The sequence below is a fragment of the Pseudomonas sp. LBUM1649 genome (assembly GCF_059716155.1).
The window spans coordinates 4,085,660-4,106,260 of record NZ_CP166807.1 but is presented as its reverse complement, the minus strand read 5'-3'; the positions used below and the strand labels follow the sequence as shown (position 1 = coordinate 4,106,260).

The 20,601-nt window shown below is 57.5% G+C and carries 19 protein-coding genes and 6 pseudogenes; 14 read left to right on the top strand and 11 right to left on the bottom strand.

Annotation, left to right across the window (positions count from 1 at the left end; genetic code table 11):
• The first annotated feature begins 112 nt into the window (after nucleotides 1–112).
• From ACA058_RS18915 to ACA058_RS18905, 3 genes and pseudogenes are all read left to right on the top strand, one after another.
• Nucleotides 113–451, top strand: coding sequence for a hypothetical protein (locus ACA058_RS18915; RefSeq protein WP_497635389.1), 339 nt, complete (start codon nucleotides 113–115; stop codon nucleotides 449–451).
• A gap of 230 nt (nucleotides 452–681) precedes the next feature.
• A pseudogene (locus ACA058_RS18910) lies at nucleotides 682–1,809 on the top strand (PDC sensor domain-containing protein); the annotation flags it as partial.
• A gap of 324 nt (nucleotides 1,810–2,133) precedes the next feature.
• Nucleotides 2,134–2,670 (top strand): annotated as a pseudogene (locus ACA058_RS18905) (methyl-accepting chemotaxis protein); the annotation flags it as partial.
• Between the two features lie 87 nt (nucleotides 2,671–2,757).
• On the opposite strand, the gene ACA058_RS18900 reads toward ACA058_RS18905, so the two are convergent.
• Nucleotides 2,758–3,789: a LacI family DNA-binding transcriptional regulator gene (locus ACA058_RS18900; RefSeq protein ID WP_497635388.1), complete on the bottom strand. Its 1,032-nt coding sequence runs from the start codon at nucleotides 3,787–3,789 to the stop codon at nucleotides 2,758–2,760.
• 190 nt (nucleotides 3,790–3,979) lie between these two features.
• Here ACA058_RS18900 and ACA058_RS18895 point away from each other — a divergent pair, with 190 nt between their 5' ends.
• The 3 genes from ACA058_RS18895 to ACA058_RS18885 are packed head-to-tail and all read left to right on the top strand — an operon-like array spanning nucleotide 3,980 to nucleotide 7,514.
• Nucleotides 3,980–5,146: a Gfo/Idh/MocA family protein gene (locus ACA058_RS18895; protein WP_497635387.1), complete on the top strand. Its 1,167-nt coding sequence runs from the start codon at nucleotides 3,980–3,982 to the stop codon at nucleotides 5,144–5,146.
• A gap of 38 nt (nucleotides 5,147–5,184) precedes the next feature.
• Nucleotides 5,185–6,237: a sugar phosphate isomerase/epimerase family protein gene (locus ACA058_RS18890; protein ID WP_497639963.1), complete on the top strand. Its 1,053-nt coding sequence runs from the start codon at nucleotides 5,185–5,187 to the stop codon at nucleotides 6,235–6,237.
• 44 nt (nucleotides 6,238–6,281) lie between these two features.
• Nucleotides 6,282–7,514, top strand: a complete 1,233-nt coding sequence (locus tag ACA058_RS18885; RefSeq protein ID WP_497635386.1) for a nucleoside permease — start codon at nucleotides 6,282–6,284, stop codon at nucleotides 7,512–7,514.
• A gap of 211 nt (nucleotides 7,515–7,725) precedes the next feature.
• Here ACA058_RS18885 and ACA058_RS18880 read toward each other — a convergent pair whose 3' ends face one another.
• The 8 genes from ACA058_RS18880 to ACA058_RS18845 all read right to left on the bottom strand — a co-directional run bounded on the left by ACA058_RS18880 (nucleotide 7,726) and on the right by ACA058_RS18845 (nucleotide 13,082).
• Nucleotides 7,726–8,226 carry an outer membrane beta-barrel protein gene (locus tag ACA058_RS18880; protein ID WP_497635385.1) on the bottom strand — a complete coding sequence of 167 codons (501 nt, stop codon included), beginning with the start codon at nucleotides 8,224–8,226 and terminating at the stop codon, nucleotides 7,726–7,728.
• Between the two features lie 189 nt (nucleotides 8,227–8,415).
• A complete protein-coding gene (locus ACA058_RS18875; RefSeq protein WP_497635384.1) occupies nucleotides 8,416–9,312 on the bottom strand; it encodes an AraC family transcriptional regulator in 897 nt (298 codons plus the stop codon).
• Nucleotides 9,312–9,647 carry a hypothetical protein gene (locus ACA058_RS18870; protein ID WP_497635383.1) on the bottom strand — a complete coding sequence of 112 codons (336 nt, stop codon included), beginning with the start codon at nucleotides 9,645–9,647 and terminating at the stop codon, nucleotides 9,312–9,314. The genes ACA058_RS18875 and ACA058_RS18870 overlap by 1 nt, the downstream gene beginning before the upstream one ends.
• A 123-nt stretch (nucleotides 9,648–9,770) precedes the next feature.
• Nucleotides 9,771–10,034 (bottom strand): hypothetical protein, encoded by a 264-nt coding sequence (locus ACA058_RS18865; RefSeq protein ID WP_497635382.1) that lies wholly within the window; start codon nucleotides 10,032–10,034, stop codon nucleotides 9,771–9,773.
• A gap of 108 nt (nucleotides 10,035–10,142) precedes the next feature.
• Entirely contained in the window at nucleotides 10,143–10,625 is a 483-nt protein-coding gene (locus ACA058_RS18860; protein WP_497635381.1) for a hypothetical protein, read from the bottom strand.
• A complete protein-coding gene (locus ACA058_RS18855) occupies nucleotides 10,622–11,437 on the bottom strand; it encodes a winged helix-turn-helix domain-containing protein (protein WP_497635380.1) in 816 nt (271 codons plus the stop codon). The genes ACA058_RS18860 and ACA058_RS18855 overlap by 4 nt, the downstream gene beginning before the upstream one ends.
• A 291-nt stretch (nucleotides 11,438–11,728) precedes the next feature.
• Nucleotides 11,729–12,409, bottom strand: coding sequence for a DUF3313 domain-containing protein (locus ACA058_RS18850; RefSeq protein WP_497635379.1), 681 nt, complete (start codon nucleotides 12,407–12,409; stop codon nucleotides 11,729–11,731).
• Between the two features lie 136 nt (nucleotides 12,410–12,545).
• Nucleotides 12,546–13,082: a glyoxalase superfamily protein gene (locus tag ACA058_RS18845; RefSeq protein WP_497635378.1), complete on the bottom strand. Its 537-nt coding sequence runs from the start codon at nucleotides 13,080–13,082 to the stop codon at nucleotides 12,546–12,548.
• 383 nt (nucleotides 13,083–13,465) lie between these two features.
• Between ACA058_RS18845 and ACA058_RS18840 the strand changes: the two genes are divergently transcribed.
• The 7 genes and pseudogenes from ACA058_RS18840 to ACA058_RS18810 all read left to right on the top strand — a co-directional run bounded on the left by ACA058_RS18840 (nucleotide 13,466) and on the right by ACA058_RS18810 (nucleotide 18,173).
• Entirely contained in the window at nucleotides 13,466–13,942 is a 477-nt protein-coding gene (locus ACA058_RS18840; protein WP_497635377.1) for an HvfA family oxazolone/thioamide-modified RiPP metallophore, read from the top strand.
• 632 nt (nucleotides 13,943–14,574) lie between these two features.
• A pseudogene (locus ACA058_RS18835) lies at nucleotides 14,575–14,870 on the top strand (DUF6124 family protein).
• A gap of 217 nt (nucleotides 14,871–15,087) precedes the next feature.
• Nucleotides 15,088–15,174: pseudogene (locus ACA058_RS18830) on the top strand (outer membrane lipoprotein carrier protein LolA); the annotation flags it as partial.
• Between the two features lie 251 nt (nucleotides 15,175–15,425).
• On the top strand, nucleotides 15,426–15,515 hold the full coding sequence (locus ACA058_RS18825; RefSeq protein ID WP_497635376.1) for an aldehyde dehydrogenase family protein: 90 nt from the start codon (nucleotides 15,426–15,428) through the stop codon (nucleotides 15,513–15,515).
• Nucleotides 15,500–16,000 (top strand): annotated as a pseudogene (locus tag ACA058_RS18820) (aldehyde dehydrogenase family protein); the annotation flags it as partial. The gene ACA058_RS18825 and the pseudogene ACA058_RS18820, both read left to right, overlap by 16 nt.
• 108 nt (nucleotides 16,001–16,108) lie before the next feature.
• The gene (locus tag ACA058_RS18815) at nucleotides 16,109–16,663 is read left to right on the top strand and encodes a nucleotidyltransferase family protein (RefSeq protein ID WP_497635375.1); all 555 of its coding nucleotides are present in this window, start codon (nucleotides 16,109–16,111) and stop codon (nucleotides 16,661–16,663) included.
• Nucleotides 16,664–16,868: 205 nt separating this feature from the next.
• Complete coding sequence (locus ACA058_RS18810) at nucleotides 16,869–18,173, top strand: IS4 family transposase (RefSeq protein WP_497639904.1); 1,305 nt, start codon at nucleotides 16,869–16,871, stop codon at nucleotides 18,171–18,173.
• A gap of 305 nt (nucleotides 18,174–18,478) precedes the next feature.
• Here ACA058_RS18810 and ACA058_RS18805 read toward each other — a convergent pair.
• A pseudogene (locus ACA058_RS18805) lies at nucleotides 18,479–18,574 on the bottom strand (transposase); the annotation flags it as partial.
• 307 nt (nucleotides 18,575–18,881) lie between these two features.
• On the opposite strand from ACA058_RS18805, the gene ACA058_RS18800 reads away from it, so the two are divergent.
• Nucleotides 18,882–19,877: an IS110 family RNA-guided transposase gene (locus ACA058_RS18800; RefSeq protein WP_497634894.1), complete on the top strand. Its 996-nt coding sequence runs from the start codon at nucleotides 18,882–18,884 to the stop codon at nucleotides 19,875–19,877.
• A gap of 395 nt (nucleotides 19,878–20,272) precedes the next feature.
• Here the strand turns inward: ACA058_RS18800 and ACA058_RS18795 are convergent, their stop codons facing one another.
• Nucleotides 20,273–20,479 (bottom strand): hypothetical protein, encoded by a 207-nt coding sequence (locus ACA058_RS18795; RefSeq protein WP_497635374.1) that lies wholly within the window; start codon nucleotides 20,477–20,479, stop codon nucleotides 20,273–20,275.
• Nucleotides 20,480–20,601: the final 122 nt, after the last annotated feature.

Here is a 20,601-nt window from a genome sequence, read left to right as displayed (position 1 = left end):
CGTCTTTTACTATTCGTTGCACTGATAGTGATCATCATCCATCACAAGTTCTGTTGCTGCCGGCAAACAAGGAACATGGCGTGAATTGAAAAAGCCTTTGCGGAACCCTGTGATGAAGATGTTGACTCGACTGGCGCTGGTCGCCCCCTTGCTGCTGTCGGGGTGTGCCTCTGCACCCAATGACCCGACGCTGACACTGCAAACGAAAAAGGCACCGGCGGACTACGCTCAGTGTGTCTTGCCGAAACTGCAGGAAGACGCGCTGAGCGCAACGATCTCGCAAACCCAGCGCAGCTATCGAATCGTCGTTTCGAGCAAAGTCGCCGCCGACGATGTGCTCGAAGCGTACAAGGCCTCGAACGGCGGCAAGGTGTTCCTGTACGAACGCACGTTGCTGGCCTCGACGTTCGGGCCATCGCGCCTCGAACGTGCGGCCCAGGATTGCCTTTAAACAAGCCCCTGCACCCGGCCTGTTTCCCCCCGCATCGGTGCGCTGCAACAGCGCGCCGGGGCTGTCTGGCATCGCGTTTTCCCCGCGCTTTTTTTCCAACTGATCGAACGTTCAATTGTGTTGCATCTGGCACGTTCGCCTCGATATAGTGGCTAAATAATATCAACTATAAATAACCCGCCAGCAGAGCTGTGGCACGTTGTGCTGGCTGACGTATCGCTCATTCGAGAATGCTCATGCCTAATCGCTCCCTGCACTTCAAGCTGTTCTGGACCGCGTTGATCGGCACCGTCGTCGTCATGGCGCTGCTCCTGGGTTCCATCGCCTATATCGCCTATGGCTCCTCCGTCAAGGAAACCGCAGCCCTGGTCGAGACCATCGTCAAGGCCAATGCCAAGGAAGTGGAAGTCGAACTCGGTGCCGGGTTTACCGTGGCCGAGTCGCTGGCCAGTGTCGCCACGGCGATGCAGCAGCAACAGGTCGACCGCAAGACCGCCGATGCCCTGACCCGGCAACTGTTCGAAGCCAACCCCAGGCTGGCAGGACTTGGCCAGTACTGGGAAGCCAATGCCTTCGACGGCAGGGACAGTGAGTTTGCCAACCAGCCGCACCACGACGCCACGGGCCGTTACCTGATCTATTGGAACCGTGTCGGTGGCTCGGTAAAAGCCGAGGCATTGAGCGGTTACGCCCCGGAAAACGCCGACAACCAGTATTACTACCGGCCGCTGCACACGCGTCAGCCCTGGGCCTCCGAACCCTTTGCCTACAGCAGCGGCAGCGGTCAATCGGTGATGATGGTGTCGATCATGGTGCCGCTGTTGCAGGGCGGCAAAGCGCTGGGTGTGGCAGGGGTGGATATCCCGTTGGAAAGCATCAACCGCCAGCTCTCGACCATCGATGCCTTCAAGGGCTATGGCGCCATGGTTTCCAGCGATGGCCTGTATGCCAGTCATCCCGACGCCAAGCGACTGAGCCGGCCGGCCGACGACCTGCCAAGCGCCGCCAAGGAGGCGATCAAGGCGGGCCGCTCCTACAGTTTCCAGCGCGATGGCTGGGGCTATGTGCTGCAACCGGTGCGTATCGGCAAGGCGCCGAACAACTGGGGGTTGATGGTTGCCTATCCGCTGGCCGAAGCCATGGCGGGCATCAATCACTTCCTCTACACCGCGGTGGTCATCGGTCTTGTGGCGTTGCTGGTGCTGGCCATTGTGCTGTGGCATTTACTGGCGTGGCAGATTCGTCCGTTATCGGGCCTGACGGTCGGCATCCAGGCCTGGGGCGGCGAGCTGGGCTTGCGTTTCGAACAGCGTAGCGGCGATGAAACCGGCAAGCTGGCGGGGGCGTTCAACCAGTTCATCCAGCGCCTGGGGGACCTGGTGGGATCGATCCGCCACAGCAGCACCACGTTGATGCAGATTTCCAATCACCTGGGCGATACCACCCAGGCCGTTGCCGAACGGGCGACCTCGCAACACACCGCCACCGAGGAGATGGCCAGCGGCGTCACGGCGTTGGCGCACTCGGTGACCGAGATGTCCCAGCAAGCCGAAGACGTGGAGCAACTGGCACGCAACACCGAAGTACTGACCACCAACATTTCCGGGGAGATGAGCCAGACCCTGGCCGGCATTACCCACATCGACCAGACCATGGACGTGGTGGCCGGCGCGGTGGGCGACCTGGAAAAACGCTCGCAACAGATTGCCGGGATCATCGCGGTGATTCGCAGCATCGCCGACCAGACCAACCTGCTGGCCCTGAACGCGGCGATTGAAGCGGCGCGGGCAGGGGAGCAGGGGCGTGGGTTCGCCGTGGTGGCCGACGAAGTGCGGCAACTGGCGGAGCGTACCAGCCGCTCGACCGGTGAAATCGGCGAGATGATCGGCGCCATCGGTTCGGACGTGCGCAACACCGTGGCCAATGTGCAGCAGGTCGGCGAAGCGGTGCGCCAGGGCGTGGTGCAACTGACCACCTCGGCCCAGGGTGTCGACCAGATCCGCCAGCATGCCCAGGACATTCTCACGCGCATCAGCGAAGTGGCGCGCCAGACCCAAAGCCAGGCGGCGACGGGTGAGCAACTGTCCGTGGCGATCCAGGGCGTCAGCCGGATCTCCGAGCAAAACGACCACGCGATCCGCAGCCTGCTCGAACAATCGGTGCAACTGCGCGATCAGGCCGGGTCCTTGAGCCAGCAACTGACGCAATTCAGGGACTGAAACACAGACCTGTAACCTGACGCCCTGTAGGAGCAATGCTTGCTCGCGATGGAGGTCCGAACGACGCGATCATTCAGACAGGGCGCGTTATCGTTCACGACCATCGCGAGCAGGCACGCTCCCACAGGGGACCGCCGTGCTGCTGCGCAGCGTCAGCTCGAACGGCAACACCACATGCCGCTGTACCAGCGGTTTTTTCTCGATCAGCGCAATCAACATCTCGACGGCTTTCTGGCCGAAGACTTCGGCGGGTTGCGCGATGGTTGTCAGCGGTGGGTCGCAGTACGCCGCGAAGGGAATGTCGTCAAAACCTACCAGCGAAATGTCCTCGGGTACCCGCAAACCCTGTTGCTTGATACGTTTCAACGCGCCGATGGCCATTTCATCGTTTTCGCAAAACAGTGCACTGGGACGCTCGGGCAGGTCCAGCATCGCGGCTGCGCCGTCATCACCGGCCTTCAGACTGAAATCACCGTGACAGATGAGCGCCGGGTCGCAATCAATGCCGGCCTGCAGCAAGGCATCCTGATAACCGGCCACGCGATCGCGGGTCAGCGGGCTGCTTTTCGGGCCTTTGATCAGGCCGATCCGGCGGTGGCCCAGTTCGATCAGGTGTTCGGTCATGGCCTTGGCGGCCGCGCGATTGTCCAGGCTGATGGTCGGATGGCGGCCGCCATGAATCACCTCGCACGCGTTGACGATGGGCGGCAACTCGGCGTTGGGGAAGGGTGCCTCGAACGGGTCGTAGGCGCGCAATTGAATCACGCCGTCGGCCTGATGGTTGTACACCAGTTCGGCGAACTCCCGTTCGATCTCTTCGCGGCCCTGGGTGTCGCACAGCAGCAGCCGATAGTTGGCAGCCTGAGCCGCCTGTTGCGCGCCGCTGATGACCCGGGCGAAAAAAGTGTTGGCGATGGCCGGCACCAGAATCACCAGGTTACCGGTGCGGCGCGAGCGAAACTGCACCGCCATCAGGTTCGGCCTGTAGCCGGCCTGCTCCACGGCCGCATTGACCTTGTCCCGCGTCTCGGGGAGCACACGTTCAGGCGATTTCAGGGTTCTGGACACCGTGGCCACCGAGACGCCGGCCAGCCTGGCTACTTCACGGATATTGGACAAAATCACCTCGTTATCGAACCGCGCGGCCGGCGAGCTTAACGCAGTTGGCCATGGGCTGAAATATTCATGGATTCTAATTCCTGGTTTGACAGGCACCAAAACTGAGCCTAAATTTCTGCAACGATGTAACCGGTTACATCATAGCCGGGATTCAAGTCTGAAAAGCCCGCTTCAAGCAGAGAAAATTACGATGAACGCTGCAGTGCCAAAAATAAGAATGGGCTTTGTCGGGGGCGGCGAGGGCGCATTCATCGCTCAAGCTCACCGTCAGGCCGCCGGGCTCGATGGCCGTTTTGAGCTGGTGTGCGGCGCTTTCAGCCGCGACCCGCAGAACAACCAGACCACCGGCGCGGCATTGGGCTTGCCGGCCTCGCGCTGCTACAGCGATTGGCAGCAGATGATCGAGGCCGAGCGTGCGTTGCCCGCCGAGCAGCGCATGGAGTTGCTGGTGATCGTCACTCCCAACCACTTGCACGCTCCGGTTGCCAGCCAAGCGCTGAGCGCGGGCTTTCACGTGTTCAGCGAAAAACCCGCAGCGCTGAACCTGGCCGAATTGCTCGCACTGAAGGACGTGGTCGAGGGCAGCGGCCGCCTCTACGGCCTGGCCCATACTTACCTGGGTTACCCCATGGTCTGGCAAGCACGGGAAATGGTGCGCACCGGCGTGATCGGTGCGGTGCGCAAGGTCATTGTCGAGTACCCCCAGGGCTGGCTCAGCCAGGATGTGGCCGGGCAGGGCAACAAGCAGGCGCAATGGCGTGATCGACCTGAGCAGTCCGGTTTGGGCGGCTGCATCGGTGACATCGGCACCCATGCCTTTTCCCTGGCCGAGTTTGTCGCGGATCAACCGATCCAGCACCTGTGCGCGATGTTGGGCGTGCACATCGCGGGCCGTCAGCTGGACGATGACGCCTCGATGCTGTTCAGAATGGCTGACGGCGCCAGCGGCGTGTTGATCGCCAGCCAGGTCTGCGCAGGCGAGGAAAACCCGCTGAAAATCCGCGTCTATGGCGACAAGGGTGGACTGGAATGGCGTCAGGAGGAGCCCGCGAGCCTGATCCACCGCTCCCTCGATCAACCCATGCGCATCTTGCGGTCCGGTGTCGGCCAGCCATGGCTGTGCGCAGCCGCCAGCCGGCGCATGCGTTTGCCGGCCGGGCATCCCGAAGGCTATCTCGAGGCCATGGCCAATCTCTACGGCGATTTTGCCCGCGCCATCCGTGGCGAGGTGGCGGGCCACGATGCTCCTGGCGTACCCGGGATCGACATCGGCCTGCGCGGCATGGCGTTCATCGAAACTGTGATCGCCAACCATCGTGGCGAGGCCAAGTGGACCGAACTGGTCTGCACCCCATGACTGTGGAGACTGCCGTGACTGACACTACCCCAACCGGCATGCGTGGCCCGGGGATTTTCCTCGCGCAATTCATGTCCGCCGAAGCGCCCTTCGACACCCTGGCCAACATCGCCCAATGGGCGGCATCCCAGGGTTACAAAGCCATTCAATTGCCGACGCTGGGCACACAATTCATTGACCTTGCGCGCGCCGCCGAAGACCAGGACTACTGCGACGAATTGAAAGCGGTCTGCGCCCAGGCAGGCATCGAAATCAGTGAGCTCTCGACGCATCTGCAAGGCCAACTGGTGGCGGTGCATCCGGCGTTCGACACCCTGTTCGATGACTTCGCACCGGCACATTTGCGCGGCCAACCCCAGGCACGCACCGACTGGGCCATCGAGCAATTGAAGCTGGCGGCACGCGCCAGTCAGCGTCTGGGCCTGAAAGCCCACGCGACCTTTTCCGGTGCGCTGCTCTGGCCCTACATCTACCCATGGCCGCAGCGGCCGAGTGGTCTGGTCGAGCAAGGTTTTGCCGAACTGGCCAAGCGCTGGTTGCCAATTCTCGATTGTTTCGAAGAGGCCGGCGTCGACCTTTGCTACGAGATTCACCCCGGCGAAGACCTGCACGACGGCGCTTCATTCGAGCGCTTCCTGGAGGCGGTCGATCACCATCCCCGTGCGGCGATTCTGTATGACCCGAGCCACCTGTTGCTGCAGCAAATGGATTACCTGGGCTTCATCGACCGCTACCACGAGCGCATTCGCATGTTCCACGTCAAGGACGCCGAGTTCCGGCCCGACGCCCGTTCGGGTGTCTACGGCGGTTATCAGGGCTGGGTCGAGCGGCCGGGGCGTTTCCGTTCATTGGGCGATGGGCAGATCGACTTCAAATCGATCTTCAGCAAACTGACCCAATACGACTTCGCCGGGTGGGCGGTGCTGGAGTGGGAATGCTGCCTGAAGGATTCCGCCCAGGGCGCCGCAGAAGGGGCGGCGTTCATCGAGCGACACATGATCAGCAAGACCCGGAAGGCCTTCGATGATTTCGCCAGCGTGTCGTCCGACGAGGCTTTCAATCGACGACTGTTGGGGCTGCCTGACGCCTGAACCCATTTCTCTCGCACAAAAACAACAATAAGACGGTGACTGTCATGACCACGATGACCGCGCGGCTAAGCGCAATGATGTTCCTGCAGTTCTTTATCTGGGGTGGCTGGTTCGTCACCCTCGGGACTTTTCTCGCCAGCAATCTGGGCGCCACAGGCGGGCAGATCGGCATGGCATTTTCGACCCAGTCATGGGGGGCGATCATCGCGCCGTTCGTGATCGGTTTGATCGCCGACCGCTTCTTCAACGCCGAGCGCATTCTTGCAGTGTTGCATCTGCTGGGCGCGGTGTTGCTGTATCAACTGTATCGAGCGCCGGATTTCAGCACGTTCTATCCGTTCGTGCTGGCCTACATGATGATCTACATGCCGACCCTGGCCTTGGTCAATTCCGTCGCGTTCCGCCAGATGAGCGATCCGGCGCTGGAGTTTTCGCGCATCCGCGTGTGGGGCACCATCGGCTGGATCGTGGCCGGCGTGGTGATCAGTTTTGTATTTGCCTGGGACTCACAAGCGGCGATTTCGTCAGGCGGGTTGCGCAACACCTTTCTGATGTCGGCGATTGCGTCACTGCTGCTGGGTCTCTACAGCTTCACCTTGCCGCGCACCGCACCGCTCAAAGGTGAAACCACCGGCGGCCTCAAGCAGATGCTCGGGCTGGATGCCCTGGGTTTGCTCAAGGATCGCAGCTATCTGGTATTTTTCATCGCCTCCATCCTGATCTGCATTCCGCTGGCGTTTTACTACCAGAATGCCAACCCGTTCCTGGCGGAGATCGGCGTGACCAACCCCACGGCGAAAATGGCCATCGGTCAGGTCTCCGAAGTCCTGTTCATGCTGCTTCTGCCGCTGTTCATTCATCGCTTCGGCATCAAGATTGCGCTGCTGGTGGGGATGCTGGCGTGGGCCTTGCGCTATCTGTTGTTCGCCTACGGCAACAACGGCGACCTGGCTTTCATGCTGTTCACCGGCATCGCCTTGCACGGCATCTGCTATGACTTCTTCTTCGTTTCCGGACAGATCTACACCGACGCCAAGGCATCGGAACGCTTCAGGAGTTCTGCCCAAGGGTTGATTACCCTGGCGACCTACGGCCTGGGCATGCTGATCGGTTTCTGGGTGGCGGGGCAGGTGACCGACCACTACGCCGCGACGGCGGGCGGCCATGACTGGAAAAACATCTGGCTGTTCCCGGCCGGGTTTGCCCTGGCGATCTTTTTCTGTTTTGCCCTGGCGTTCAAGGGACGACAGGCGGGGGCGGTGCAAACCACGGTCTGACCCTTGTAGGAGCGAGTTTGCTCCTACGACAAACAAACGCCGAGCCGTCTTTAGCGGTTACTCCGGCAACCCGGCCAGCCGGTACCCGGACCCCTGTCGTCGTGGCGTGGCGTGGCGTGGCGCAGCAAGCGCAAGACCCCTCAACGCCATGTCATGGCCCTAGCTGGTTTCAGGTTGAGCGACCAACATGGTCGCTCAATTCAAGTGGCTGTTACCAGAGAACAAAAGCAGATGCCGTTGTTTGATTCAGGTTGATGTTGCCAACTTCCAGTACTTCATATTCAGCGCGGATACCGATGTTGCGAAATACATCAAGTTCAACGCCGGCGCCGTAGGTCAGGTTGACTCCCGTATCATCATCGGCGGCATTGCCGTCCGCATCCCAGGCATGAGCACCGACACTACCGAAGATTCGCACCCGGTCACCCAGCGGAAAACCTACATGGGCACTGGCCTGAACAGATTTACCGTCGAAATCCAGATCCTTGTCCTTGAACTGGCCGAGATCCACGAAGGCGCCCTCAAAGGCCAGATAGCCGTTGAGACGATAACCTGCAAACACCTTATAACTGGAGTCTTCATCGCTCAAATGGGTTTTGTCGGTTTCAATGTTGCTGACGCCAGCGCCAATGTATAAACCTTTGTCATCAGCGAAGGCCTGAAAAGACAGCAACGAAAGCAGCGAAACGAAGCCAATGTTTCGAAGTAGCATGTGAGGTGGGTCCTTGTACAGTTTGTTGATTGTGAGGTGTAGGGCGTTAATAAGCGTCAATAATCCAGGCTAACGCGACACCACATAAGTAGGCGGCAAGGCACAGGATGATTTTCTGTTTGAGTGGCAGCGTACTTAATCGATAGCGCATGCTTATCCCCTTGAGTAGACATAAACAATCCTGGCAATTCAGCGGGTGGGCTGAAAATCATTGATTGTTATTTTTTTGGCCGCTGCCAGTTTTGTACGGTTGCGCCTGGACGTTTCCGAGGGCGTCTCACCATAAGCTTCCTGATACGCCTTGGAGAATCGGCTCAGATGGTGAAAATGCCAATACATTGCGGTTTCGGTGACCGTAGGCCAGGTGTTGCGGATCAAGTCTCGGCGGACATGGGCGAGTCTGAGGTTTCTAATGTAGGCGATCGGCGAAGTCCCGAATGTTTCAACGAAACCATGATGCAAGCTGCGAGTTGTGGTTTTCAGTTGTTTTACCAGCACCTTCACGTTGAGTGGCTTGTTGGTATTTTGATGAATGTACTCTATTGCCTCTGTGGCGATTTTCCTTCTTGTCGGGGGCTTGAACGCGGAGCGGCCAACGGGAGTCAGGGCCCGTAATAGAAAAATCAGTAATGCACTTTCAGCGGCTGACTGTTCATGGCCGTTGCGCTGTTTCAAAGGAGGCTCATTGACGTCGATCAAATAAGTGTTGAGGACTGCAATGGCAGATTGCACCAGTTTGAAATTTGCTACCTGAAAGCGATGCGCCTTTCGATTTGCCAGTACGTCGATCAATGAATGATTTTCGACGCATTGTGCGTAATGCTCTAACGTTGTGGTCAGTGTAAAAAGAGTTTCATTCGGCTCGCAGGTATAGCGCACGGGCTCGCCGCTATACAGCACGATGATTTCGTTAGGTCGCAATTCATGGTTATTGACGGTAGGTCGAGCAACGGTAGTCTGGGAAATGGCCAAGGTTACACAGCCATGAGGAGCAAAGCCGATCAGAGTGACGGCTGAATCAAATTCCAGCCGACTGCATTGGCGCGTATAAATGCTTGCTTCGTGCTTTGAGGGGGCGAGGCTCATCACGTCGATGGCTCCGGCATGATCTCCAATGACACTGCAAAAACGTACGCATCGCTATTGGTTAACTCCACCAGGCTCTGAAGTTTGCACGGCGCTATTTTCGAGCCAAAGATGGCCGTCTGGTTTACCGGGCCGAGGGCTGCAGCATCAAAAACAAAAAAATCATCAACGCGATAGTCTGTGCAAATCTTGTAACTGGATTGTTCATCACTCAGCGTGTTTTTGTTGCTTTCAATGCGCGTCAGGTCGGCGCTGTAAAGTTCCTTGTCATCCGCCAAGGCCTTGAGAGAAAGCAATACACCAAAGGATACGCTTGCGAGGTTTTTAAGCAGCATTGAGGTGCTTTCCTTGTTGATGATTTTTCAGGCAGTGCAGTGTGTCTGCCGTATCACTGTCACGGCGTGGCCTTCGGATAGTCCTGTGCTCACGAGGCTTGTTAAAGTCAAAAATTCATATTTTCAAACTGCAGTCAGCGAAAGTTCATTGCTCTCACCATTAATGTTTTGTGATGGGGGAGGCAAGGCGTTATCAAGCGTCCCTTCACCTTCATTGCGTTCATTCTCGGAATAGATTTTCAGGTGTTTCAGTTTGATTTTTTCGTTCGGGCTCAGTTCTATTTCGTAGAACTCGATTTCCGTGCTGCCGATGGCGTATTCATTGTGCGCCATTGAATGAAAAGGTATTGCGGCCAGGAATAGAACTGCCAGGATCTTGGTCATCATGATTTGACGGCTCGCGAACACTATAAAGGCGGAATCTTGATGTGGGAGGGTGCTTGATTCAAATCAGTAATTATTATTTTTATTGTTACGTGATTTGCTGTAGATTTCTCAGTGATTCATGCAGCGCAAACGGTCAACATCGTGCACATAAAAACATACGGTGTTCTTGTCGGCGGTAGGGAGTAATTCGTAGTTTAGAATGGTCCCTTCCTGTAGAACGAATTGACGTCTGAAAAACAGATCCGGAGTCTTTTCGATGGCGAATAATTCGTTATCCTGGCTCAGTTTGACGCTGTTGATTTTTATCTGGACATGATGATTGCTTTCCCGGGTAATTTGCGCCGAAATGGTAGCGTTACGGATTTTTCCGTTCAGGCTTTCCAGGGTGGTTTGTGTCAGTCGACCGTGCCCAATGGTCAGATACTCTTCAGTGTTGAGCTGGTTCGAGTCCTCCAGCCATTGTCGGGTAATAGTTTGATAACTGATATTTTCCATATAGTAAGATGGCGAATACATCAAGGAAAAGATACAGGCGGCGTTGATGATTGCAAGCGCAACCCAGTGGGCAGTTGAAGATGTCATTGGCTTCATAGGGTGGCTTCCAGACATTGCCGGATCATCAGTGCGAGGTCTTTTTGCTCGCTGTTCAATTGCAGGTTTGCAGTACTGAGATCCGGACGAATGCACGAAACCGAGTAGTTTGTTTTAAACAGGTTCAGCCAAACATCGCCTTTTAAATTGGGCGGAAGTTGTTGAGCCTGTGTAACCGAAAGATCCCTCAGCGCTTCGGCCTCAGCGACGCTGTGACCTACGGCATGGATGACCAGTTCATTGTGTTTCACGCTGGAAACTTCTATTTTCGGTGTGTCGAAGCCAGAGCGGAAACCGGTGAAGGCGCACACTCCCAAGGTCAATACATAGCCGATCAACTGGGCTTTTGTAATGTAAGTTGATGTTCTGGTTTTTTCTGCAGGCACTGGCAGAACATCGTTGCCCTGTAACGCCACCTCTTCAATGGCGGGGACAGGTACGGGTTCATCTGAGGGCGTCGGCAAGTCTGCCTGTACATCCACTACATATTGACGGTTGAAGCAATAGCCTCTTCGCGGAACCGTCATCACTATTTCGTGATCACGACTGTCGTTGAGCAGGTTTCTAAGAGAGAAAACGGCCTGGTTCAAACTGCCGGAGGCAACGACGCGATCGTTCCAGGTGTAGTCGATGATTTCCTCGCGGCTTTTAGTCTGGCCGGGCTCCATGAGCAGCAGGTCCAGTAGACGCGATTCGGCTCTACCTATCGTAGTGCTTTGAACTTCTCCATGGGTTGTGGTGATGGTAAGCAAGGCGGTATCTGCATCGAAAAGGGCCATGGCATTATTTTTCAATTTGAAGGCGTAGCGCATGGGTATCCTCCGTTCAGGGGGTTCTGGCTGAGTATAGAGACGGTTTTGACCGGCCGGATTTGACCTGGTGCATGCTTGTCGGGAGTGAACGGCTAAAAGCGGGGGCGGTGATGATGCTCGGATCGAGCGGTCTGCGCTATCCGAAAACTGCAAGGCAGGGTTGTGGAGGCCGGTTACTGCTCGTTAAATGGCATTGCGTTCTGTAACCCCACGCTCATGTGCATTGCGATGCAAGTCCATGACAGTGGCTGGCAGGCAATTCGACGTTTGCAATGGGGTATTGCTCGGTGGTTACTGGCTGGACAGCAGTGCTTGCACGTCGTTCGTCATGTCTTTGAAGGCGGCCTTGAAGTCATTGGCGACAATAGGCTGGCTGGCGTTTTTTACTGTCTCGCCAAACACCTTGCGTACCACCTTGGCGACCGGCAAACCGGTTTTGGCATCGACCAGGTCGGCCTCCAGATACAGTTCGGCCGTCTGATCGCGATGGCCGGTGGCTGCTTGTGTCGCCCCGACAATGGCGGCGATCGGTACGGCCTCATACCAATGCATGCCTTCGTTGTTGGCGCTGACGTGGGTGATCGCCGTTTGCAGGATCAACGTCCTTGAATCGGCCGGTGCCTGCGGCACCTTGGAGGCGATAGTGTAGTAGCGGGCCAAGGCAGTACTGACACTGTTGCTGGCCATGGCCTGTATGTCTTGCAGGGTTTGCAGGTTGACGCGCTCGGTCGGTTCAGGCGCGGGATACAGCTCTACCTGCTTGAATACAACAGTGGAGTAGGCGTGTGGATCAAACCCTGGCGCCATCCAGCGCAGTACCTTCTGTTCACTCGGCGTAGTCTGCTCCTGCAGCCCCTGGTAATTGGCGAGAAAACCCGAATATTGATCTTGCTGCGCCACCTTCGAGACACAACCGACCTGGAATACGCAGCTCAAGGCAATACCCGCAATCCATCCATTCGACATGCTCATGTGTTCTGTTCTCAAGTGATGAAAGTTATTGATCAGGTTGCCCGCCGTGGCCGGATAATCCGAATCAATAACTCTCAACAACTATTAAACTCGACCGCCAATGGCTATCCGCTCGCCGGTCTCAGGACTGAGCCGATCAGCTCTGGCAGAAGCGGATCCGGTTGCCGAACGGATCATGGACTTCCAGGACTTGCCCCCAGCCCTGCTGGACAATATCCGGACGTCCGTAGCCGTAGCGCTTGGCAAGTAACTCATCGCGCAGCCGTTCGATATTGTTCATCGGGACGAAAACCGTCGAACCCGGGCTGGCGTCGCCATGATGTTCGGAAAGGTGCAGTTGCAGACCGTTGCGGCAGATGCCCAGGTACAACGGCAGGTCGGCTTCGAACCGGTGCTCGAATTCAACGCTGAAGCCCAGGAAATCGAGATAGAACTCACGCGCCTTGGCTTCGTCGAACATCCGCAGTATGGGAATGGGCTTGTCGAATGTAACTGTGGATACGGGCTGGGGGGCTGTCGGGGGAAGCATCGCAGACGCGGTGTTCCAGTCCTTGTAGCCCAGTTGCTGCGCGACCAATTCCAGCGCGGTGGAGTGAGACAGGCTCTGATTGCGTTCCTCCAGCGAGGCGCGCAACGTTTTGGCCATCTGCTTGGCTTGCTCGATTGAAATCATCGTTGCTCCTGTAGCCGAGATGCTTTGGTGCTCGCGTTGCCAAACCTCGACCGTCAAGAGATACGACAGGGTTCGTATGAGGAAGCGATGCTTTCACCTTTCCCATCGGGAGCGAGCGGCAGGCAGCATCGGCCCGATGCCGATATTACATAGCCGCTACTGTGTCGGGAAGACCTGCGGGGCATATGTATCGCTGTGTATCCAGGCCCGTCGTACGCAGACTGGCTTACAAATGCGCCTCCAACCGGATACATCCGGGATACACGGTTGCAGTCAAATAGCCCTGCCTTAGCGAGAAAGCAAACGCTCCTCGCACCACGGCTTTTCGCCCTTGTGGCAAAGACCCACGCGGCTTGGCCGCACACAGTTTCCGGAGAATCACCATGTCCCGTATGTCGAACAAATCCCGTATTGGCCTGATCGCTGTTGCACTGGCCGGCAGCCTCAACCTCGCTTCGACCGCCTTTGCCGCAGACGCACTGCCTCAGGGCTACCAACTGGCCTCGGCGGAAAAAACCAGTGAAGGCAAGTGCGGCGAAGGCAAGTGTGGCGAAGGCAAGTGTGGCGCTGGAGAAACCGGCGCCAAAGTGACCAAGGCCGGCGAAGGCAAGTGCGGTGAAGGCAAGTGCGGCGATGCTTCGTTCGCCCGTACCGACACCGACCACGACGGCAGCGTTTCGCTCAAGGAACTGCTGACCGTGGCACCGCAGGGCGGTGAAGAGTTCAAGGCGATGGACACCAACAACGACGGTTTCCTCTCCGAAGGCGAGGTCTACAAGTTCCGCACCAACCAGTTCACCTCCAATGGCAAGAAAGTGCCTACCGAGTTGTTTACTCAGATGAGCAAGGCGAAGAGCTGATTACGCGATGCAGCGGTAAATAACCTCCCTGGGATTTTCTTGGGGAGGTTATTTTTGTGTACATATCCATTGCTGCGGTAACGGCCACCTACGGTTTCGCCCATCCGGTGAGTGAAACCTTGTGAGCGAGCCTGTTCGCGAAAAACGTCCAGACAACGCGATCATCCAGACAGGGCGCGTTATCGTTGACGTCCATCGCGAGCAAGCATCGCTCCTACAGTGAAACGTGTTCATTTGAAATCAGGTCGGCTGTCAGGCCGGCCTGATCGGAAGTTCGTACGCACTGATCGTTCCCACGCGGGAGCGTGGGAACGATCAATAACCGGGGGAGGTCATCGGGCTGTTTGTGGCGGGTTTTCTGGCCGCTTCGTAGGGGAACTTGCGTTAAAGACCTCGCCTCGTTAACCTTCCTCCGTCGCTGCCAATTCAGCGAACGGGTGTGGTAGCCCGGTTAATTCATAGACCCAGAACGCCTCAGGGCGTTTTTTTATTCTGGCTGCTTTGTGGCGGCTGTGCATGGGAGGCTTCGGCCTGCCGGGTTTCTATGACCGGTCTACCACCCTGTGTACAGCCGTCTCCCTATTTTGCGTGGTAGCGGATGGGGAGGTGCTCACTTTCATAGGAGCTTCGCAATGTTCAAACCAACGCCAAATCCCCCGGATGCAGATTGCCAGATAGAAACCGATCCCGAGTCGTCGTCCCGCAACCGCCGCCCCAATCCCATCTTCACCATCCGACCAACGTAAACAATGAAACCCTCCTGGTCCACGCCTGTGAAACTCTTGCCTCGGCCAGTGTCATGGCCAGCGAGCTGGCGTTTATTCTCAATGGCCCGAAATGCAATTTGGCCTTGGGGATTCAGCAGATGATTGCTTTGGCGGAGTTGTCGGTGAACCGGGTGTTGGATCATGTAGATCCGCAGGAGTAGGTCAGGACGGCGGGGTTGTTGCAGATGCGTACGGCTCCCGATCAGGCCGGCCGGTAGGCCGCCTCGCTTTAGCTTTTGCTCTGCTTTAGCTTTTGATTTTCTTGCCCCATCGAGAGGCTTCGTTCCGGTTCTGCGCAGTGGGTAAACCGGCATGGATGCCGGTTTAGCCGCGCTGGGCCAAGGATGGCCCATCGCGGCGGGCCCTGTAGGAGCGAGCATGCTCGCGATGGTCGTCAACGATGACGCTGGGCGCCAGACACCCCGCGGTGCTCTCAGGTTCATCGCGAGCAGGCTCGCTCCTACAGGGCTTTTCCAAGTGACCCGCTGTAAGAGCGGAACCTTAAGTGGCCGTTACCGCAGGCGCGAACCTCGGTCGAAGGCGCTACGGGGCAGGCCGGCGAAGGCCTTGCCGCCACGGGATCGGTGAGCAAGCCTTGCTGGGACGCGAGCAGGCGCACCGCTTCGAGCATCGCTTCGGTCGGCGCGCCATAGGCATCGCCGCGTTGGCTGCCATCCACGCGAATCGAGGCGTCGGCAAGCGTGGTGGACCGGTCAATGCTGATCGCCGAACTGTTCAAGGAAGCCGGGTTGCCGGACGGTGTGTTCAATGTGGTGCAAGGCGATAGGCCGCCGAAATGGGCCTGATCGTTTCGCAAGTGGCGCACCAACGCATCACCGGCTACATCGAACAAGGCATCGCTGAAGGCGCCGAGATGCTGGTCGACGGCCGTGACTTTGATGGCTCACAGGCCGGTGCCGATTGCGCCGGGGGCTTCTGGCTCGGTGGCACGGTGTTCGACAATGTCACCCCCGAGATGAAGATCTGCAAGGAGGAAATCTTCGGTCCGGTGCTGGTATGCATGCGGGTCAAGGATTTTGCCGAGGCGGTGGATCTGGTCAATGCCCATGAATTCGGCAACGGCACCGCGTGCTACACCCGGGACGGGTACATCGCCCGTGAGTTCGCGACCCGCATCCAGGTGGGCATGGTCGGCATCAATGTGCCGATTCCGGTGCCGATGGCGTGGCACGATTTCGGTGGCTGGAAGCGCTCGCTGTTCGGTGACATGCACGCCTATGGCGAAGAGGGCGTGCGTTGGTTCGGGAGCTGCCGGCCGCGGCGTTGGTAAAGCTGCTCGTGGCCGAGATGAAATCCTGAGTGGATGCCGAGTGCAGTCTTGGCATGGTTTTGTTGTAACGTAGGTGACAGGACTGAACCGGTTTCCAAGGGATGAACCATGACATTGACGGCCGAAAGGTTGGTTGGCATCGCAATGACCAACCCCATCAACGCTGAATTGACCTCACGCTTGCCTGCGCTCGGCCTGGATCAATGCATGCTCACGGCAGGTTGCCTCTTCCAGACGGTATGGAATCAAAAAGCGCAACGGGATCCTGGCTGGGGCATCAAGGATTACGACGTTTTTTACTTTGACACCGACCTGTCCTGGGAGGCCGAGAACGAGGTCATCCATCGGGCTCAACGTCTCTTCCAGGACCTTGGGGTCAACGTCGAGCTCAAGAATCAGGCACGCGTGCACCTTTGGTACAGTCAACGCTTTGGCGGGACTTACCCCATGCTTGAATCGGCCAGGGACGGGATTGATCGCTACCTGGTGGCGGGCACTTGTATCGGCCTGGATGTCGCCACCGGCGAGGTCTATGCCCCCTACGGCCTGGCGGATGTAGAGCAGGGCGTGCTGCGTATCAATCCGCAAAACCCCAGGCCTGACCTGTTTGAGCAGAAAGCGAAAAGCTATCAGGTTCGCTGGCCTTGGTTGAGGATTGTGTAAGGCGAGTCCTCTGACCCATGGGGCGGTGGGATTTTGTTGACCGAGTACATATCCATTGCTGCGGTAACGGCCACCTATGGTTTCGCCCTTACGGCCATCCCTTTCAAGGTCTTTGTTAAAATCCTCCAAAAACTCCGGTCAGGAAGACGAGACGATGTGGGCAGAGGTTTTAGCGCGGTTCGAGAAAAAAGCACCGGCCAGTGTCATGGCCAAATTGGTGTTGGAGCAGGCCATTGCAGCTGAGTGGGTCGATCAGGTGTTCGAAGAACACCGTCAACGCCAGTACCCGCGTGAGCTTTTGTTTTCGACCATCGTTGAGCTGATGTCCCTTGTTTCACTGGGGTTGCGGCCTTCGCTGCATGCCGCTGCACGGCAGATGGATGATCTGCCCGTCAGCTTGGCGGCGCTTTACGACAAGGTCAGCCGCACAGAGCCCGCGCTGCTGCGCGCCTTGGTGAGCGGCAGTGCGCAGCGCCTGACTCCGACGATTGAGGAGTTGGGCTGTTCTGCCATTTTGCCCGGCTGGCAACTGCGGGTCGTTGACGGCAACCACCTGCCTTCCAGTGAAAAACGTCTGGGTGCTTTGCGCCGTGAACGAGGTGCCGCCCGGCCTGGTTTTTCGGTCGTGGTTTACGACCCTGATCTGGACCAGGTCGTCGATCTCCAACCCTGTGAAGATGCTTATGCCAGTGAGCGCGTCGGTGTGCTGCCGTTGCTGGAAAACGCCAGTGCGGGCCAGTTGTGGATGGCGGATCGACTCTACTGCACGCTCCCGGTCATGGAGGCCTGTGAAGACGCCGGGGCTGCATTCATTGTTCGTGAGCCGAGTAAGCATCCGCGCCTGCTTCAGGAAGGCGACTGGCAGGAACCTGTCGCGGTCGCGACGGGAAGCGTGCGTGAGCAAATCATCGAAGTGAAAGGTGGACGTCAGTGGCGGCGTGTCGAGCTGAACCTGCAAAAAGCTACCGAATCAGGCGACACCACGTTGTTGTTCTGGAGCAACTTGCCTGAGACCATCAGCGCTGAGCAAATAGCCGACTTGTACCGTCGTCGCTGGAGTATCGAAGGGATGTTCCAACGCCTGGAATCGGTGCTGGACAGTGAAATCGCAACCTTGAGCAACCCCAAGGCGGCCCTGCTCGGGTTTGCTTCGGCGGTGTTGGCCTACAACGTGTTGTCAGTGCTTAAGCGCAGCGTTGAGCAGGCTCATCGCCAAACGCAGCCAGAGGGATGGGAGGCTTCGATCTTCCACCTGACCGTGCAAGTGCGTAGCGGTTATGAGGGCATGCAGATCGCGTTGCCTTCAGATTACTTATCACTTCAATCGACCTCAGAAACTCCGGCACAGCGCCTGTTGGCGCTGGCCAGGAATATCAAACCCAAACAGGTCGCCAAAAGCATACGTGGCCCAAAGGTGCCCAAGCCCAAGGAGTGGCTTGAAGGTAAGGCAGTGCATGCCCATGTGTCGACGGATCGGGTGCTCAAGGCCGCAAAAGTCAAAAGACCTTGAAAGGGATGGCCCTTACGGCGAGTCACTTGGAAGAGCCTGTAGGAGCGAGCATGCTCGCGATGGAGGTCAACGATGACGCGGGGAGCCTGACACCCCGCGGTGCTCTCAGGTTTTTCGCGAGCATGCTCGCTCCTACAGAGCCCGCCGCGATGGGCCATCCTTGGCCCAGAGTGTGTAAAAACAGATGAAAACATCGTCGGCACGTAGTGCCGACCGGTGTTGGCCAGCTTATTAAAACCTGAAGCGCTCTTGTAGCTCCAAGCGAACTGCAGGGTGGTAAGCCGGTCGGCCCGTTTCAGCGGGGACAGCGCTTCGTTGCGCTGCGCCTCGCGCTCAAGGCGCCGGCTCGACTGGATGCGGTTGAGATAGCCGTAGATGTAGATCTTCAGCATCCAGACAGGGCGCGTTATCGTTGACGTCCATCGCGAGCAAGCTCGCTCCTTGTATGTTGACCTTGATTCCATGAGAGAGGTTACGCTCAAGGATTCATTCAACAGCAAGTACGTTTCTGGGGGAGGCCGATCGCTCCTGAAGGCAGGATTTGCTCCTGACCTTGTCTGTAGAGAGGCCCCCCCGCCTCATTGCCCACCACGAAGAGTATCGAGAAGCCGACAAGTCGGACTTCGCATTACAAGGTTGCAGTGGCATGAAGTTCGAGGTCGGGGGAACCAGGTGCAATCTTACCTAAAGCCAAGGAAGTGAAAAGCAATGAATGCGCATGTCGGCATAGATATCAGTGCTCGCAGTTCAGCCATGGGATGGCGGCAGAACGGCAAAGCAGCAGGCAATGGAGACATTCTGCACACGCCCAAAGGTCGCAAGGCCGCTGTGGAAAAGCTGCTACGTCTCAAGCCGCTGAGCGTTGTCATGGAGGCTACCGGTATTTACTACCTGGATCTTGCGATGGAATTGCACGCCGCCGGCTTGCCGGTCTCGGTGATCAACCCCAAAAGCTTCCACAACTTTGCCAAGCTGATGTTGCAAAACAGCAAGACTGACCAGATCGATGCCCAACTGCTGGCCGAATACGGCGAGCGTATGGGGCCTAGGCTGTGGGTCCCGCCCACTGCGGAACAGATGATGCTGCGTGCGATTGGTCGCCACATCAACCGACTGATTGGCCATCGGACGCGAGCCAAGAACGAGCTGCATGCGCTACAAGCGACAGAAACGAGCATCGCACTGCTGATCGAGGATGAGAAAGACGCGATAAGCGCGTTGGACGCTCGAATCGATCGATTAAAACAGGCTGCGCGCGACGCCATCGCCAAATGCCCTGATCTGAGCCTGCAATTTCGCTGCATGATGGCGGCGCCCGGCGTTGGAGAGGCCTCGGCCATCGCCGCACTGGCTGAGCTGACGACCCTTCCAGTGACGCTTAAATCGGCACAGGTAAGCCGCTATGCAGGCCTGGATGTCAGACTGACCCAGTCAGGCACCAGCGTGAACCGGCCAGGACGAATGTCCAAGTGCGGTAATGCTTACTTGCGTGCAGCGATGTTCATGCCGGCGATGACGGCAATCCGTTGTGATGAGAATGTGAAGGCCTTCTACGAGGCACTGGTAGCGCGCGGCAAGAAGAAAATGCAGGCCATCGGCGCGGTCATGCGCAAATACCTAACCGGGTTATGGGCATGCATGCGCTCTGGAGAAGAATTTAATACGGCCAAGCTTTTTAGCAAAAAACATCTCGCGAAAGCTTGACCGTGAACAGAGTATCTACAGGGGAACGTGCTCACTTGAAATCAGGTCGGCTGTCAGGCCGCCTCGCTTTGGCTTTAGATTTGGGCGCCCCGTTGAACCACGATGGCCGAACGCAGGCATTGCGCAGTGGCTAAACCGGCAGGACGCCGGTTTAGCCGCGATGGGCCAAGGATGGCCCATCGCGGCGACCCACGGAGCAATGCCTTCGTTACGGCATGCCGAGCCTAGGCGAGGCACCGAGTGGTGGGGCAAAGCCTTTTGCTTACTTTTCGGCGTTTGGAAAAGTGAGTCGCCGTAAGGGCGAAACCATAGGTGGCCGTTACCGCAGCAATGGATATGTACGCCAAAAGAATCCAGCAAAAATGGCCGTGGGTGGTTTCTGCCGTCGAGTGCACTCAGGCGACGAAGGCCGATACCTGAGCGAGGTTGTTGTCCTGGGCTGCGGCAACCAGATGCAGAGGGACATGCGGTTGCTCGACGGGGGTGGGAATTTCGAAGCTTCCTACAATATGCAGTTGTCGCTCGCTCAGTCCGGTCGACTCTTGTTCCTTTGCCTTAGCCATTCTCGCGTGGTTCGCTGCGATTTCGTTGAGAGTTGACACGTTACATCTCCGGTGACTGACCAAGCGTATTGCTGGAGTCCTTTAGTGTTGATTGGATGGCCGTCGCGTCAGTTTTATGTCGTTCGCGACGGCTAACGCGGGCCGGTGCAATCCCCACGCCA

What these genes read in the sequence shown, in the direction of transcription:
- ACA058_RS18825 (WP_497635376.1), top strand. Translation starts at nt 15,426, where the DNA reads ATGCTGATCGCCGAACTGTTCAAGGAAGCCGGGTTGCCGGACGGTGTG.
- ACA058_RS18880 (WP_497635385.1), bottom strand. Translation starts at nt 8,226, where the DNA reads ATGCTACTTCGAAACATTGGCTTCGTTTCGCTGCTTTCGTTGCTGTCT.
- ACA058_RS18855 (WP_497635380.1), bottom strand. Translation starts at nt 11,437, where the DNA reads ATGCGCTACGCCTTCAAATTGAAAAATAATGCCATGGCCCTTTTCGAT.
- ACA058_RS18915 (WP_497635389.1), top strand. Translation starts at nt 113, where the DNA reads ATGAAGATGTTGACTCGACTGGCGCTGGTCGCCCCCTTGCTGCTGTCG.
- ACA058_RS18800 (WP_497634894.1), top strand. Translation starts at nt 18,882, where the DNA reads ATGAATGCGCATGTCGGCATAGATATCAGTGCTCGCAGTTCAGCCATG.
- ACA058_RS18875 (WP_497635384.1), bottom strand. Translation starts at nt 9,312, where the DNA reads ATGAGCCTCGCCCCCTCAAAGCACGAAGCAAGCATTTATACGCGCCAA.
- ACA058_RS18810 (WP_497639904.1), top strand. Translation starts at nt 16,869, where the DNA reads ATGGCCAAATTGGTGTTGGAGCAGGCCATTGCAGCTGAGTGGGTCGAT.
- ACA058_RS18895 (WP_497635387.1), top strand. Translation starts at nt 3,980, where the DNA reads ATGAACGCTGCAGTGCCAAAAATAAGAATGGGCTTTGTCGGGGGCGGC.
- ACA058_RS18815 (WP_497635375.1), top strand. Translation starts at nt 16,109, where the DNA reads ATGACATTGACGGCCGAAAGGTTGGTTGGCATCGCAATGACCAACCCC.
- ACA058_RS18865 (WP_497635382.1), bottom strand. Translation starts at nt 10,034, where the DNA reads ATGATGACCAAGATCCTGGCAGTTCTATTCCTGGCCGCAATACCTTTT.
- ACA058_RS18890 (WP_497639963.1), top strand. Translation starts at nt 5,185, where the DNA reads ATGCGTGGCCCGGGGATTTTCCTCGCGCAATTCATGTCCGCCGAAGCG.
- ACA058_RS18840 (WP_497635377.1), top strand. Translation starts at nt 13,466, where the DNA reads ATGTCCCGTATGTCGAACAAATCCCGTATTGGCCTGATCGCTGTTGCA.
- ACA058_RS18870 (WP_497635383.1), bottom strand. Translation starts at nt 9,647, where the DNA reads ATGCTGCTTAAAAACCTCGCAAGCGTATCCTTTGGTGTATTGCTTTCT.
- ACA058_RS18860 (WP_497635381.1), bottom strand. Translation starts at nt 10,625, where the DNA reads ATGAAGCCAATGACATCTTCAACTGCCCACTGGGTTGCGCTTGCAATC.
- ACA058_RS18885 (WP_497635386.1), top strand. Translation starts at nt 6,282, where the DNA reads ATGACCACGATGACCGCGCGGCTAAGCGCAATGATGTTCCTGCAGTTC.
- ACA058_RS18845 (WP_497635378.1), bottom strand. Translation starts at nt 13,082, where the DNA reads ATGATTTCAATCGAGCAAGCCAAGCAGATGGCCAAAACGTTGCGCGCC.
- ACA058_RS18850 (WP_497635379.1), bottom strand. Translation starts at nt 12,409, where the DNA reads ATGAGCATGTCGAATGGATGGATTGCGGGTATTGCCTTGAGCTGCGTA.